At 66.8% G+C, this 15,717-nt stretch carries 8 protein-coding genes; 6 read left to right on the plus strand and 2 right to left on the minus strand.

Going from position 1 to position 15,717, the window contains the following annotated elements; genetic code table 11:
* Positions 1 to 34 precede the first annotated feature (34 nt).
* Both C0216_RS27690 and C0216_RS27695 read left to right on the plus strand, forming a co-directional pair.
* A complete protein-coding gene (locus tag C0216_RS27690) occupies positions 35 to 1,582 on the plus strand; it encodes an MFS transporter (protein WP_114057888.1) in 1,548 nt (515 codons plus the stop codon).
* 136 nt (positions 1,583 to 1,718) lie between these two features.
* Positions 1,719 to 2,150 (plus strand): ester cyclase, encoded by a 432-nt coding sequence (locus C0216_RS27695; protein ID WP_162793300.1) that lies wholly within the window; start codon positions 1,719 to 1,721, stop codon positions 2,148 to 2,150.
* Positions 2,151 to 2,737: 587 nt separating this feature from the next.
* Here the strand turns inward: C0216_RS27695 and C0216_RS27700 are convergent.
* A complete protein-coding gene (locus tag C0216_RS27700) occupies positions 2,738 to 5,602 on the minus strand; it encodes a DNRLRE domain-containing protein (protein WP_114057890.1) in 2,865 nt (954 codons plus the stop codon).
* Between the two features lie 932 nt (positions 5,603 to 6,534).
* Here C0216_RS27700 and C0216_RS27705 point away from each other — a divergent pair.
* The 3 genes from C0216_RS27705 to C0216_RS27710 all read left to right on the plus strand — a co-directional run bounded on the left by C0216_RS27705 (position 6,535) and on the right by C0216_RS27710 (position 14,185).
* On the plus strand, positions 6,535 to 12,402 hold the full coding sequence (locus C0216_RS27705; RefSeq protein WP_162793301.1) for an RHS repeat-associated core domain-containing protein: 5,868 nt from the start codon (positions 6,535 to 6,537) through the stop codon (positions 12,400 to 12,402).
* Positions 12,399 to 12,824, plus strand: coding sequence for a hypothetical protein (locus tag C0216_RS33620; protein WP_162793302.1), 426 nt, complete (start codon positions 12,399 to 12,401; stop codon positions 12,822 to 12,824). The genes C0216_RS27705 and C0216_RS33620 overlap by 4 nt, the downstream gene beginning before the upstream one ends.
* A gap of 773 nt (positions 12,825 to 13,597) precedes the next feature.
* Positions 13,598 to 14,185, plus strand: coding sequence for a hypothetical protein (locus C0216_RS27710; protein ID WP_114057892.1), 588 nt, complete (start codon positions 13,598 to 13,600; stop codon positions 14,183 to 14,185).
* A gap of 163 nt (positions 14,186 to 14,348) precedes the next feature.
* Here C0216_RS27710 and C0216_RS27715 read toward each other — a convergent pair whose 3' ends face one another.
* The gene (locus C0216_RS27715; RefSeq protein ID WP_216827115.1) at positions 14,349 to 14,696 is read right to left on the minus strand and encodes a helix-turn-helix transcriptional regulator; all 348 of its coding nucleotides are present in this window, start codon (positions 14,694 to 14,696) and stop codon (positions 14,349 to 14,351) included.
* A gap of 30 nt (positions 14,697 to 14,726) precedes the next feature.
* Here C0216_RS27715 and C0216_RS27720 point away from each other — a divergent pair, with 30 nt between their 5' ends.
* Positions 14,727 to 15,710 carry a hypothetical protein gene (locus C0216_RS27720; RefSeq protein WP_246042712.1) on the plus strand — a complete coding sequence of 328 codons (984 nt, stop codon included), beginning with the start codon at positions 14,727 to 14,729 and terminating at the stop codon, positions 15,708 to 15,710.
* Positions 15,711 to 15,717 lie beyond the last annotated feature (7 nt).

The raw sequence follows: 15,717 nt of genomic DNA on the forward strand, positions 1-15,717 counted from the left end.
GGTCGGCGCCGGCCGACGTACGGGAGGTGCTGCTGTGTCGGCTGCGGAGAGGCGATCCACCATCGCGCTCCTCCCGATCGTCTCTGGGCTCTCCCTCGCCTTTACGGTCACGGCCGTGGACCCGCTGATCCTCAGCCTGAACATGCCGCAGATCAGCCGGGCCCTCGACGTGCCGCCCGACGCCGTCGGGTTCCTGGGCGGCGCGGCGACGCTGGTCGTGGCAGCCGCCGTGCTCGCCGTGGGCAGCCTCGGGGACGCCTTCGGGCTCAAGCGGCTGCTGATGCTGGGGCTGGTCGGCGACATCGCCGTCAACCTGCTCTCCGCGCTCTCCCCCGGCTACGTGTTCCTGCTGGTGATGCGCCTCCTCGACGGCTTGGCTCTGGCCGCGATGCTGGGAGTGTCGCTGGCCCTGCTCAAGGCGTCGGTCCCGGCGGAGAGACGGCCGGCGGCCATCGGCATCTTCATGGCCATCGAGATGGTGCTGTGCGGAGTGACCCCCGCGGCCGGGGGCTGGCTGGTGGAGGCACTCGGCTGGCGGTGGCTGTTCCTGGTCGCCCCGCTCCTGTCGCTGGTGGCTCTCGGGCTGACGGCCCGCTACGTCACCGAGCCCCCCGTCCTGCAGCGCCGGGGAGTCGACGTCGTCGGCGTCAGCCTGGTCGGCCTCGCCCTGCTGACCCTCGTCCACGGCATCGCCGAGGCCGAGAACGGGATCATCCGGATCGAGGCCTGGCTGCCGTTGGTGATCAGTGCGATCGCCGGCGTGCTGTTCGTGTTCCACGAGCGCCGGACACCCGAACCGGTCCTGGAGCTGTCGCTGTTCCGGAGCGGCGCGTTCACCGTTGCTGCGCTGTCCAGTCTGACGCTGAACTTCGCCGTCGCGGGGTTCAGTTTCGTCCTGGGGCAGTTCGGCAGTGTGATCCTGTCGCTGCCCCCGCGCACGATCGGCCTGCTGTTTCTGCCCGGTACCCTGCTGATCGCAGGCGCTGTCATCCTCGCCGGGCGCCTGATCGAGAAGTACGCCCCCCGGCCGGTCCTCATCACCGGCCTGCTGTTGCTGGTCGCGAGCGGGCTGCTGATGGCGGCCACCGCCGAGACCACGATGGCGTTGTGGATCCTCGTACTGGCCACCTGGCTCGCCAACCTCGGCTCGCTGGTGGCCTCCGCCTCGGTGGCCGAGACCATCCTCTCGCACGCCCCGTCCGGAAAGTCCGGCGCCGTGGCCTCCGTTCAGCCGGCGTTCGGCATGACCGGCTACGCGCTCGGCCCCGCCGTCTACCTCCTGCTGCTCAACGTCTTCTTCCAACGGCAGTGGCTCAACGACGCCGATGCGCGCGGTATGTCGGCGACCCAGGCCGAGCAGGCCGTGGACGCGACCCGAAGCGCCATGGCGCGCAGTCCGGGCACCGCCGGATACGACCCGAACCTGCTCCGGCAGTCCGGACTGGACCTCGGGCTGGACCTCACCAACGGCCTGAGGCTGACCATGCTGGTCACGAGCCTCCTGCCGCTCGCCCTGGCCGTGGCGGCGTACGTGCTCATGCCCCGCCGGAGCCGGACTGCACCGCAGGACCCACCGGAGTGACGGATCGAACGGCCTCCTGCCCCGGCAGGGTTCCGAACGGGGACCGGCAGGCGCCCGGCAGGTCCCGCTGGGGCTGCGGGGCCGGAGGCGGCGGGTCAGCATGGAAGGAGGGGAATGTTTCCGAGCGGAGGTCCCCATGGCTGAGAACGACGCCCTCGTCCGCAATCTCTTCCAGGCTTGGAACGACCGGGACTACGACGCCATCGCCGGGGTGGTCGCTCCGGACTGCACTCTCGTCGACAAGGGCAGCGGGAGGAAGCTGGAGGGCCGGGAGGGGTTCACCTGGCTCGCCAGAGCCCTGTTCGACGCGATGCCCGACGCCACGTTCACCCTCGACCGCCTCACGTCCCAGGGGGACACGGTGGTAGTCGAGTACACGGGCAGCGGGACACAGACCGGCGACCTGGTCCTGCACGCGGGCACCGTGCCCGCCACCGGCCGTCACGTCACGCTGCACGCGTGCGACATCTACGAGCTCAAGGACGGCAAGATCCAGGAGGGCCGGGCCTACCTGGACACCGGCGCAATCATGAACCAGCTCGGCCTGACGGAGCAGTTGCGGGCCTGACCGCGAGAAGCGCCCCGGTGGCCGCGGTGAAAGCACCGCCCGAGGCCCCGCCCGCGTTCGGACACCGCCTCGCGCAAGCTCTGCAAACGCAGAGATCCCGCCCAGCTTCTCGGCTGAACGGGATCTCGTGACGTTTCTTGAGAGCTACTCAAGAACTGCCGTTTGTGGGGTGTTCACGAGTGCGCCTGACCAGGCACTCCAGAAGCGTCCGAAGATCGCTTCCCAGGCTGGCGGAGATCGTTTCCCAGCAAGCAGCGGTCAGCCCCCGAAGGACCCCAGTGATCGAGACCTGAATAGATATGTACGTTCTACACTGAGGCGCCGCGAGACAGTCAGGTGCTCGGCGTAAACGGCGACGAGAGGGTATCGCCGCGCTATCAGCCTCCGCGATGTCCTGGATCCCGGGGACCGGTTCGCATTCCCGCCTGCCCAACCTCAATGACGAACTTGACGAGCCGAATTTGTCCGCTGCGGCAGCGCTCGCACCGCCGGCGGACGGGGATGGGAAAGCGGCATGAGGCGGGCTCCACCCGATCGCTCAGGGTGGAGCCCGCCTCATGCCTTCGATACATGTTCGAGCGTTGCCGTTACGGCTGGTAGATGTCCTTCCAGCCGCTCCAGTTGCCGTTGGCCGCGCGGGTGGTCTGGCTGATGGTGCCGTTGGCGATGGCGGTCAGCCGGAAGCCGTCCCCGACGGGAGTGCCCAGGAGCTTACGGGTGTAGCCGGGGTCGCCCACGACGGCGGTCACGTCTCCCCATACGGTCCAGTTGCCGTCGGCCCGGCGGGTGGTGTGGTAGATACGGCCTTCGGAGGCTGCGGCGAGCTGGAACTCCGCGCCGGTGCCGGTGCTGGCTGAGGCCTCGATCGAGGCGAGCGGGCTGGCGATGGGCAGCTGGGCGAAGGGGTGCCAGTTCCCAGGAGCGATCTGGGCCGAGTGGTGGGCCCGGCCTTCCGAGAGGATCGCCATGTTTGGCTGGCTGTTCACCGAGGCGAGGGTGATCTGGTCGATCTGCGCGGGGGTGCCCGGGACGAGCCGCCAGGGGTCCAAGCGGTCGGGGTAGCGGGTCGTCAGGTAGACCTTGCCGTCCGCGACCGCGGCGATGACCATGTTCCAGCCGTCCTGGGCGGCGGCGATCTGTGTCACCGGGGGCAGTCCGCCGGCGGCGGCGGTGGCGTCGCCCCAGCGCTGCCAGGTGGTGGGGAGCCGTACGGCGTGGTGGATCTTGCCGTCGGCCAGCGCCAGTACGTGGAGCTGGCTGTCGGTGCCAATGGTGGCCACCTGTTCGACGTTGGGGAGCTCGCCCGTCTCGGACGCGGTGTCCTGGACGCTGCCTCCGGTGAATCCGTGCCAGACCCGCCCGCTGGCGACGGCGACCATGTGGCCGCCCTGGGTGGTGGTGGCATCGGCCAGCGAGGTGGCCGTGTTGTTGTCATCCCACTGGATGCCGCTGTTCAGCGTGGCCGAGGAGTCGTTGCCCGCCTTGTCGGTGGCGTAGGCCTTGATCTCGTAGCGGCCCTCACCCATCTTGGGGAGCAGCACCGTGGCCTTCCCATGCCAGGCCTCCACCCGCCGCGTGGGCTGGTCGGTGTTGATGCCGAACCGGTAGGTCTGGACGTGGTCTCCGCCCTCGGGGCCTTCAGCGGTGAAGGTGGCGATGCCCTTGTCGGGGTCGATGTCGACCTTCGGGGCAGGTGGTGCTGTCCGCTTCACGGTGAACCGGCCGCCACCCTCCCAGCGGGACGCACTCGTGCCGTCGTCGGCCTGGACTTCCCAGGCGTACGACTCGTCCCAGGGCAGCCATCCGTCGGGGAGGCGGAAGTCGGCGATACCACCGCTGGGAACGCTGACGGTGCCCTCGTTGAACCAGCCGCCGCGGTCGACGTAGTGCACGCGGAAGCGGGCAGTGACGTTCCCGCTGTCGGGATCCGAGATCCGTGCGCGCAGGTGCACACCGTCGGCGAGATTGGTCTTACCGATGTAGCCGTGGCTGGTGGGCTGCGGAGTCATGTGCAGCTCGCCGGGGGTGTTCGGTGTCTGGTTGTACTCGATGGAGAGGGTGGCGCTGTTGAGGAACTTCTTCCAGCCGTGGGTGTCGGACTCGTTCTCCGCCTTCAGCCCCAGCGTGACCTCGGACCAGCCGGCCGCGGCTACTTCCCTCATCTTGTTGGTGACGTCGAACTCCACGCCGCCCGCCGGGCAGTTGGGGCCCCAGCCCTTGGCGGTGTTCACCGTGGCCAGGTGCTGGGCCCAAGCCGGCTGGTTCCTCCACGTGGTGCCCGAGTTGATCGCGCCGGTGGACCAGAGCTGTACCGGTCGGGCCTGGCAGGACCAGGACCATTCGAGCTGGGTGGAGAAGGTGCCGCGGATGACGTTCTTGCCGGCGAACCCTGCCGTGTCCATCCGGAACAAGGACCGGGAGAGGCCGTTGGTTTCGTTCTCGTAGCCGACCCTGGCCAGTTCGTTCTTGTTCCAGAACGCCGTGTCCTGGAACTTCTTGTACACCCGGGTCCAGGCGATCCGGCCACCGCTCATCCACGGGTCGATGAAGACCGGGAAGACGGTGTCCTTGCCCCTGAGCATCTTCTGGTCCGGGACCACCTTCAAGGTGGAGCCGTCCACCCTGGTGGCCATCGCGGCCTGCTTCGCGTTCAGACCCGGTTCCCACGCCGTGGAGGCGCTGCCGTCCTTGGCGGCGGGGGCGTCGGCGCCCTGCGCCGCAGGGGCGCTGCGGGCCAGCGAGGCGATCTTCTGCTGTCCGGCAGTGGGCGTCGATTCCCACATGGTCGGGGTGGGTCCGCCGAAAACGATCTGCCCTGCTGCGTCCTTGGCCGTCAGGTTTCCGTGTCCGTCGGCGGCGACGGTGAGGTTCTTGGCTTTCAGGCCGAATCCGATCTCGGCGAGCTTCGGATTCGCGGCGGCCTCGGCCGACTTGACCTCAAGGACCTGGGAGAAGCCCTCGATGCCGGCGCGGACCTTCAGGTCCACTCCCGGGAGCACCTCGGGGTACGTCGCGGTGTCACCGCTGATGCGCGGCTTCGGCAGAGCCTGGGGCCAGGTCAGGGATATCTCTTTGTCCCCGTCTGCCAGGCTGACCAGTGGTCCCGTGCCGCCGCCGGACAGCGAGAGAGGAAGCAACGACGCCTTCGGCGTCAGAACTCCGCTGGCCGAGACCTGAAGGGAGGCGTCGAGGTCAACCCACTTCCCTCCCCTCTTGACCCACTTGGGGCTGGTGTGGCGCTCCAGGGTGAAGGTCCCAGAGGGGTTCGCGAGTGTGCGAGCGTCCTCCGTCCGCTTCTCCAGGATCTCCACCGGCTGCCCGCTGGCACGTGCGCTGTCCTGCGCTCTCTGCTCCGGCGTCACACCCTTCACGTCCGCGGCGGCCAGAGCCGTGGGGGCGGGTGCCGCGTGGGCGGGCGTCAGGCTGACGCAGAGTCCGGTGAGCGCGAGCACTGCCAGGGCCTTCGGCCAAGGCTGTGGTCGTCTTGGGATCCTTGTGGGAAGGGCGAAGTGCATGGAGAAACCATCCAAGGGTGACGGCGATCGGACAGGCGACCGCCTCATCGGCGGCACACGTGGAAAGTTCGGGGGACTCCGCGTCCTAGCGGGTGGGTGACCGGCGGCGAGCCGAAGGTCACACCCAGAACCTTACTGAACTAGATCATACTTATACTCAACCTTGACCTTCCCTCAGGTTTCAGACTACAACCGGTAGAAATCCCTCCGCTTATCGTCCGGCGACCAACCCCGTGCAACCTGCGGATGCTTCATTCTTGATCCGTGCATGATCCGGAAGGATTGATCGTTTACTCTGTGCGTGATAGGTGCGTTGATCGTCAACGCACCTCATTTCTGCATAGAGGAATTGCGTGAGTCCGTCTCAGATACCCCGGAGATCCGATCCCCATTGGAGCTCCGACAACGTATGGAACTGGCCTAAATCCATTCGCCGTTCCACACAGACCATTGCCATCACGGTCAGTACCGCCCTGCTGATCTCGGCCGGTGTGACCACCGCGGCGGCCGCCACTGAGAAGTTCAAGGTGCGCGGCACCCAGACCGAGCCGGTACTTGTCGGCGCCAAGGTCCCGGTACAGTCCCCTCCGAAGAACGAAGCGGCACAGAACGCCCAGAAGAAGGCGCCCAAGGTCACCTGGCCCAAGGGCGGCGAAGCGCTCGTGGATCCCGGTTCCACTGTGGCCTCGCGCGCAGAGACTCCCGCTCCCGGCCGCAGTGACGTCGGGGGTCTGCCCGTCGGAATCCGTTCCACGGCCGTCCCGTTCATGCGGGCGGGAGCGGCGGTCGGACCGGCGGCCCCGGCCCATGTGAAGGTCTCTGTCAAGAACCGCGCCCAAGCCGAAAAGGCCGGCATCAACGGTGTCCTGATGGCCGTTGAGCCGGGCGCGGGCGTTCCCACTCGCGGCAAGGTCGAACTCGCCGTCGACTACTCCGCCTTCGCCGGAGCATTCGGTGCGAATTTCGCGGGCCGCATGCGTATGGTGCAGTATCCGGCGTGTGTGCTGACCACTCCGGAAAAGGCCGAATGTCAGAACGGTACGCCGGTCGACAGCGGAAATGACGTCAAGAACAAGACGCTGACCGCCCGTATCGCCTTGGCCGACACCACCACCGCCGCAAAGGCACCGCAGCAGCTGTCCGCCAGGAGCGCCGCCGCTGCGGCTCCGATGGTCCTGGCCGCCGAGGGCGGCGCCTCCGGCTCCGGCGGGGACTTCAAGGCGACGCCTCTCGCCCCTACGGCGAGCTGGCAGGCCGGCGGGGCTTCCGGTGACTTCAACTGGACCTACCCCATGTCCACCCCTGAGGCTCCCGGAGACCTGTCTCCCGAGCTCGGGCTGAACTACTCCGCCCAGAGCGTGGACGGCCGCATGGCCGCCAGCAACACCCAGCCCTCACAGGCGGGAGACGGGTTCGAGCTCACCTCCGGCGGCTTCATCGAACGCCGCTTCCAGCCCTGCTCAGACGTCCCCGGCTCCGGAGTGAGCTTCAAGGACGGCAAGGGCGACCTGTGCTTCGCCTCCGAGAACGCCATGCTCTCCCTCAACGGCTCGGGCACCGAGCTCGTCAGGGACGATGCCACCGGCACCTGGAAGGGCGTCAAGGACGACGGCTCCAAGATCGAGTACCTGACCGGTGCCGTCAACGGGGACGCCGAGGGCGGCTACTTCCGCCTGACCACCGTCTCCGGCACCGTCTTCACCTTCGGCCTCAACCGGCCGGGCAACTGGAAGGCCGGCGACCAGGAGACCAACTCCGCCTTCACTGTCCCCCTCTACGGCAAGGACGGCGGCAAGCAACGTGCCTGGCGCTACAACCTCGACCACGTCACCGACGTGCACGGCAACGCCATGGTCTACTACTACGCCAAGGAGACCAACCGCTACGGAGCGGACAAGAAGCTCCAGGGCGTTGAGTACACCCGCGGCGGCCACCTCAGCCGCGTCGAGTACGGACTGAGGACCGGCGCCGAGTACGGCACCAAGGCCCCGGCCAAGGTTCTGATCGACACCGCCGAGCGCTGCCTGCCCGGTGCGGACTGCTCGGACGCGAAGTTCAACAAGGACAACGCCAAGAACTGGCCCGACGTCCCCGTCGACCAGTACTGCGCCCCCGGTAAGGAGTGCAAGAACCAGCACTCCCCGACCTTCTGGACCCGCAAGCGGTTCTCGGCCATCACCACCCAGGTGCTGACCCGCGGCGCGTACAAGGACGTCGACCGCTGGGACCTGACCCACTCCTTCCCGCAGACCGGCGACGGCACGAGCAACGGCCTGTGGCTGGCCTCGGTCAAGCACACCGGCAAGACCAACGGCGACCTCAGCACGCCGGAGATCACCTTCTCCGGCCAGCAGCTGGCCAACCGCGTCGACGGCCTGGAGGGTCTGCCGCCCTTCATCCGCTACCGCATCAACGCCATCCACACCGAATCCGGTGGCCTGATCGGCGTCACCTACTCAGCTCCCGAATGCAACCGGGACAACAAGCTGCCGGCCTCGGACGCCGACAACACCCTGCGCTGCTACCCGGTCAACTGGTCCGCTCCCGGGCAGCCCATCGGCCCCGACGGGCGTCCCAAGCCGTACAAGGACTACTTCCACAAGTACGTCGCCACCCAGATCGTCGAGAACGACCTCGTCGGCGGGTCCCCCTCGACCGTCACCCGGTACGAGTACTCCGGCGCCCCTGCCTGGGCCTACGACACCTCCGAGTTCCTCCGCGACACCGAGCGCACCTGGAACCAGTGGCGCGGCTACAACAAGGTCATCACCCGCACCGGCGACGGCGCCGACCAGCGCACCCGCACGGAGAACGTCTACTTCCGCGGTCTGGACGGCGACCGCACCGCCTCCGGAGGAACGCGCAGCGTCAAGGTCGCCGACTCCGAGGGCAACCAGATCACCGACCACCCCTCACAGGCCGGTGTCACCCGCGAAACCCTCACCTACAACGGCGACGGCGGCGCGCTCATATCCGCTACCTCGTACGAGCCGTCGATCAGCGCTCCGACCGCGACCCGCAACCGTACGGGGACGACGCCACTCACCGCGCAGAGATTCAACAACGGCGCCGAGCGCACCCGTACCGCCGTCGAGGGCGGCTTCCGGCGCACCGCGGTGGAAAAGACCTACGACGAACACGGGCTGATCACCAAGGTCAACGACCTCGGCGACACTGCCAGGAGCGACGATGATCGCTGCACCGTCACAGAGTACGCCCGCAACTCCCAGCTGCACCTGCTGGACCTCGTGTCCCGCCAGGAGACGGTGTCCGTAGCGTGCGGCGCCACCGTCCAGCGGCCCGCACACGTCGTCTCCGACGACCGCACCCTGTACGACGGCAAGGGCTTCGGCGAAACCCCGACCAAGGGCGACGCCACCAGCGCCGAAGAGCTGGCCGAGTACGTCGGCGGCCAGCCCCGCTACGTGACCGCCGGTACGGAGAAGTTCGACCAGTACGGCCGCTCCATCGAGACCACCGACGCCCTGGGCAACACCTCCAAAACCGAGCACACGCCGGCCACCGGTGAAATGCCCTACCAGGTGGTCACCACCAACCCGCTCGGCCACACCGAGACCGACATCATCGACCCGACCCGCGGTCTGACCCTGACCGAGATCGACAGCAACGGACGCCGGGACGAGTCCGAGTACGACGCCCTCGGCCGCCTGACCAAGGGCTGGTCGGCTGGCCGGACCCGGGACCAGAAGCCCGACGTCGAGATCACCTACCTCATCCGTAAGGACGGCCCCTCCGCCGTCACCACGCGCACCCGCCTCGCCGACGACACGTACACCATCAGCCACGAGCTGTACGACGGCCTGATGCGACCGCGCCAGACCCAGGCCACCCGCTCCGACCTCAACCAGAACGACGCGGCGCGCACCGGCCGCGTCGTCACCGACACGGTGTACGACTCACGCGGCCTGGAAGTCAAGGAATCCGGTCCCTACCTGGAGAAGAGCAACCCCGGCACCACCCTGGTATCCGTCCCGGACAACCAGATCATCCGCCAGCACGGCTACCTCTACGACGGCGCCGGACGCAAGACCGCCGATCTGCTTTACAGCCTCGGCACCGAGAAATGGCGCACCACCACCACCTACGAGGGTGATCGCCAGCACGTTGTCCCGCCCGAGGGAAGCACAGTCACTACGACCATCAGTGACGCCCGGGGCAACCCGGTGGAACTGCGGCAGTACAAGGGACGTCAGGTCAGCGGCGCGTTCGACAGCACGCGCTACGGCTACGGTCCTGGTGGTGAGCTGATCCAGGTCGTCGACCCGGTCGGTAACACCTGGCAGTACGAGTACGACCTACGCGGCCGCAAGACCAAGGAGCACGACCCCGACCGCGGAGTCACCACCTACACCTACGACGACAGCGACCAGCCCGTCACCACCACCGACGCCCGGGGCAAGAGCATCCATGTCTCCTACGACAAGCTCGGTCGACCGATCGAGCAGCGAGAAGACGGCCCCGCGGGTCCGAAGCGTGCCGAGTGGACCTACGACACCCTGTCCAAGGGCCAACTGACCTCCTCGACCCGTTACACCGACGGGAAGCCGTACACCACTTCCGTCCTCGGGTACGACAACAGCGGCGCCCCGACCGGGTCCAGGACCACGATCCCGGAGGGTCAGGGGACGCTCTCAGGTAGCTACGAGTCCAAGGTCAACTACAACAGCACCGGCGACCCGAGCTCGGTGCACCTCCCCGCTGCTGGCGGTCTTCCCGCAGAGAAGCTGGACTTCAGTTACAACGCGGCGGGCATGCCCAGCAGCCTCAAGGGCTCGGCCGAGTACGTCAGTAGCAGCCGCTACACGCCCTTTGGCGAGCTCATGCAGTACATGCAGGGCGCCAAGGGTAAGCGGATGATCCACACCAACTACCTGGACGACTCCACCCGCCGGGTCACCAAGTCCTTCGCGGACCGCGAGGTCGCCCCGTACGCCCTGTCCGAGGTCGACTACACCTACGACCCCGCGGGCAACATCACTTCGCTCAGCGAACTGCGGGAGAAGACGACCCGCGACACCCAGTGCTTCCGCTACGACCACCTGCGTCGCATGACCGAAGGCTGGACCGCCAAGGAAAACTGCGCAAGCGGCCCCTCCGTGGCCACCGTCGGTGGAGTCACCCCCTACTGGCACTCCTACACCTTCGACCCCACGGGCAACCGAACGAGCGAGACCAGGCACGACGTCGGGAGCGGCGAAACCCGGCGCACCTACACCTACCCGGCCGCCAAGGGGAGCCAGCCGCACACACTGAGCGCCGTCGACAACGTCGAGCCCACCGGGAGCCGCAAGGACTCCTACGCCTACGACGCCACCGGCAACACCACCCTCCGCAAGATCGGCAACTCCGAGCAGAAGCTCGAATGGGACACCGAAGGACAGCTCACCAAGGTCACCGAAGGCACCAAGGTCACCGAATACGTCTACGACGCCGAAGGCAACCGCCTGCTACGCAAGGACCCATCAGGCACCACGCTCTACCTGGGCGGCACCGAGGTATCTCTGGGCGCGGACGGCAAGACCAAGGCCACCCGCGGCTACACCTTCGGCAACTCGACGGTTGCCGTCCGCTCCTCGGACGGCAACCTCTCGTACCTGTCCGCAGACCACCACAACACCGCGACCCTCTCGGTGGACGCCGCAGGAACGATGACCGCCACCCGGCGGGACATGACCCCCTACGGCGAGACCCGGGGCGCGGCGCCTCAGGCGTGGCCGGACCAGAAGGGCTTCGTCGGGGGCACCATGGACGCCTCCACGGGCCTGACTCAGCTGGGCGTTCGCTCGTACGAGCCGGCCACCGGGCGGTTCCTGTCGGTCGACCCCCTGATCGACGTCAACGACCCGCAGCAGATGAACGGGTACGCGTACGCCAACAACAACCCGGTGTCCATCTCGGACCCGGACGGCAAGATCGTCCCCCTCCTCGCCGCAATCGCCATCCGGATAGCGGCCCAGGCGATCGCCAGGGAGATCGCCCGCCGTGCCGCCATCGAGGCGGCCAGGAGGGCAGCAGCCGAACTGGCCAAGCGCCTGGCCATAGAAGCGGCCAAGAAGGCAGCCCAGGAAGCAGCCAAGAAGGCAGCAGAAGAGGCGGCCAAGAAGGCCGCCATCGAAGCAGCCAAAAAGGTAGCAGCCGAAGCCGCCAAGAAGCAGGCGGCAAAGCAAGCGGCCCAGCAGGCCGCGAAAAAGCAAGCCGCAAAGCAGGCAGCCAAGAAGCCTGCACCCAAGGCCGCTCCGAAACAAAAGGCAGCGACTAAGAAATCACCGGCTGCAAAGCAGGCCGCTGCACCCAAGAAGGCGCCCGCCAAAAACCAGAACGGAAAGTCCGAGCGTAGCGACATCGAATACGCTGGCGGCGACGGAAATGAGTGGGTAAGCGATCTCAGCCACGTCACTGGAAAGACCGCCAAATCAAGAAATCGAGCAATCGAGGCAATGATGAAGGGCGACCTCAAGGGGATCAACTTCACCCACAAGCCGCAATACAGCCCATGGGCAAATAGCGGGATGGCGAAGCCGAATGCAGGTACTCAAATCGGCTACAAGTCATTCGTGAGCAGGGGGACCCTCCGCGATACACTGGTTCATGAGGAACTTCATCACCGCTGGTTCGCGCGAGGTCTCCGTGGCCACCATCCCCGGGATGGCTCTGGCACATCAGACAAATTCTATGGGATAATAGAGCGGTACCTGAGGATGAAGGGGTATAAGTGATCACTCAGGCGGCGAGCTTCATTTCTCCTTGCAGTAGCTGCGGACATGAAGTGACGGGCTGGAATGTGCAACTAGTGAGAGACGGTAATCTCTTCTGGGAAACCGAAAAGGAATGCGACATTTGCGGTCTCGTAGTTCACGACGGGGACCCTGGGCCTGCTCCCGACAGAATCCGGAACTCGCTCCTGCTTCAGCACGGAACCGCCCGCCTCCGCCTCGCCGAACCGAGCAAGCCCAGCGCGAAAATCCTCAAAGTGCTGCGCGGTGCACTTGGACTCTCTTTGACTCAAGCCAAAGAGAGTTCGACGAAAATCGCAGCAGGCGAATTTGAAGGAACCTTCATTGAGGCAAGATTCCTGATGGGCCGATTCCACAAGGAAGGAATCGAAGTCCTGATAGAGGGTGCACCGCCAGTTCAATAGATCGGTAGAGTGAGCGGGTGGCGGCGGCAGGCAGTAGGGGGCGCCGCCACCCGCTTACAGGCAAGGTGTCAATCCCCTCGTTTGGTGTACGAGATCACTCCCCACCTGCTCAGAACCCTGGAGAAATGATCGGTCGACGGCTCCTACGGGAGTGGAACCCGGTCAACGGAAATGCCCGCACCTGGCATGAAACCGTCGATGGCGCTGGGAGGGTTCGACAGGTCCGACCAGACGTCTCATCGAATCCCGACGGATCACCCTCCACGGAAGCCCTGCCGGATTCTCCGGCAGGGCTTCTGCCGTGCCGGAGTACTGTGCGAGGTGGCGCGGTCGCCCACGTCTGTCCCGCTCGCCGCCTCGGGACGACGGCAGCAGCCTCCCTGTGGCACTCGTGGCAGCACTGCTCAGCTGCGATGAGCAAGGATTGGCGTCTGCGCTGGAACGGCTGGCCTCATGACTGCTGGGTGTTGCCGATGAGGCCGCCAGCCCGAACGTGGATCTTCAGAATCTGGGACTGGCCATCCTTCCGAACCTCGTCCTCGAAGACGTGGCGTCGGGAATCGTGGCAGAGCGTGATCTGCCGCAACTGTTGACGATGTTAAGCATTACGACTGGTGTCGCAGACATGCAGGTCAGGGGCGCCAGTCATCAGGCTCATGCTCCGGGGTGTCTCAACTGCCAGACTTCGTTGGTCATTTGGCTGCCGGGCACGGCTGGCATTCCCTACGATGACTGGCGTTGTCCTGTCGTACTGGAGGGCCGAGGAGGGGCGGATGGACTTCACAGGGGCGGGCGAGCCGGATGCGGCTCCCGGGTTGCGGACGGCTGTTGGGATCTTCTCCGGCAAGACGGATCGGACGCTGGCGCGGATCTCTGAGCTCGAGGCAGAACTCGCGGATCTTCGAGTCGAGGCGGCGAAGTACGCGAGCACTCGCGATCAGCTGAGCGAAGCTCTGGCCGAGTGCCTCGCAGGCCGCTCGGCACCGTCCGAGGACGATCAAAGCCCTCAGGAGGAAGCTGACGCGGAGGACGAGGACGGCAATGCGTCCGCCGGTGACGAGTCGGAACCGAGCGAGCCGCCTGAGGAGACGCGTGCCGGACAGAGCGGGCCTTCGCGGTCGCCGTCCGGGCAGTTGATGCAGGCGGTCGAGCAGATTCTCGTGGGCGCCGGACGGCCGATGAAGGTCAAGGACATCACGGAGGCACTTGGGCGCCCGACCAAGGGCGACGAAGGGCGGGCGCCCATCGAGACGACCCGCGCGACGTGCAAGCGGCTGGTGAAGAGCGGCCGTGCCGTGGAGCACCCGATCGGTACCTTCGCTGCCCGCCGGTTCACGGAATCACAGGGAGGGGACGCCTGACGCCGCCGCCCTGAACATGAGATGTCCCCTCCTCCCATTGCGGGGAGAAGGGGACGGGCTCCGTTGAGCTTGGACCCTCTTCGGAGCCAGTGACGTGGACCCTCGTAGTGGCTCACGCATCCCCGAGGTTAGAGCAATCCGCCTCACCTTGGGGGCGCGTGGCCTATTTCGTCGTTCCCTGGGACGGGTTTCCCTGGGGGCGGGAAGGCCGATTTTGATGCGTACTGCGCATTCCGTCCCGCGGGTACAGCGGGACGGCGAGGAAATCTTCCAGGCGGGCAACGGTGACGACGTCCGGCCAGCACCGGCCGGCGAGCAGGTCGGCAATGGCCTGCCGGTTGACCCCGGATCCGGTGGAGACCTGCCGCAGACTTCGTTTCTCGCGCTCCAGGGCAAGCGCGAGCTCGCGGGCGATGGCCTGGACGACTCTGGCGGCGATGTCGTCGATAGAGGAGTCGGGCCAGGATTCCGGATCGCGGGCAAGGTCTCTCGGCGCGGTCTTGCGGGCCAAACCTCCGACCATGTCGATGCACTCCTTTCCGTGAAGATCGCCTTCGATGTCTTCACTGGCTGCTTGTCCAGCCGGTTCTGTTGGTCTGTGACACTGAGCTCGGAGGTCTCCAGCAAGATCCGCGACTACCGGCCCCGGCTGCCGTATCGGCAGTGGGCGCCGGTCGCCGAGTTGGTGAGAGCCACCGTGGCTGCGACAGTTCCGGCCACCTGCTACGCGGCGGAGCATCTGCTGCACGTGATCGGCCGGGTCGCGGTCTGGGCGGACCGGAGCGGGCTGCCGCGCGACCCGGGAACGTGGCTGCGGACCGAGACGATCGACGCCTTCATCCTGTCGGGCTGCGTTACGGCGAAGGACTCGACGGTGCTGACCTACCGGACCTGGCTGCGGCGGGCGCGGGAGGCTCTGGTGTGGGTCCAGCGCGGAGAGGCCCCTCCGGCTCGGCTGTCCTCGCCTCGCACACCTCAGCCGCCTTATGGTGCTGGAGAGTTGGCTCGCTTGCGGAATTGGGCGAATCATCTGCCGGACCAGGCTCGACTCGACGGCCTCGCCCTCATGGCGCTCGGAGCGGGGTGTGGCCTGATGCCGGGCGAGGTCCCGCCCATGCGAGGCAGCCACGTTCGCGTGACCTCTGGTGGGGTCGCGGTGCTGGAGGAGGAGCTGCTCGGCCGACTCGTGGCGTGCCACTCCGACTGGGAAGGCGCGCTGGCAGAGCTGGCAGAGACCTCGGGACCTGGATTCCTCTTCAGGCCGGGACGGAAGGTCGCGGCAGCCAAGAACCTCGTCTCGTCCTGGCCTGCCCGCCATCGGCCCCATGCGGGTCTGCCGCATCTCTCCGCTCGGCGATTGCGGTCGACGTGGATCGTCGGCCGGCTTTCCGAGGGCATCAGCCCGGAGGCGGTCGCCTCCGCCGCAGGCATGGCCTCCCCTGCCGGTTTGGCGGGCTACCACCACTGGGTGCCCCCACTACCCAAGGCAGAGGTGATCCGATTGCTGCGTGGCCGCCGCTCGTGAGGGCGCG

The sequence above is a fragment of the Streptomyces globosus genome, from assembly GCF_003325375.1.
In the GTDB taxonomy this organism is placed as follows: Bacteria; Actinomycetota; Actinomycetes; order Streptomycetales; family Streptomycetaceae; genus Streptomyces; species Streptomyces globosus_A.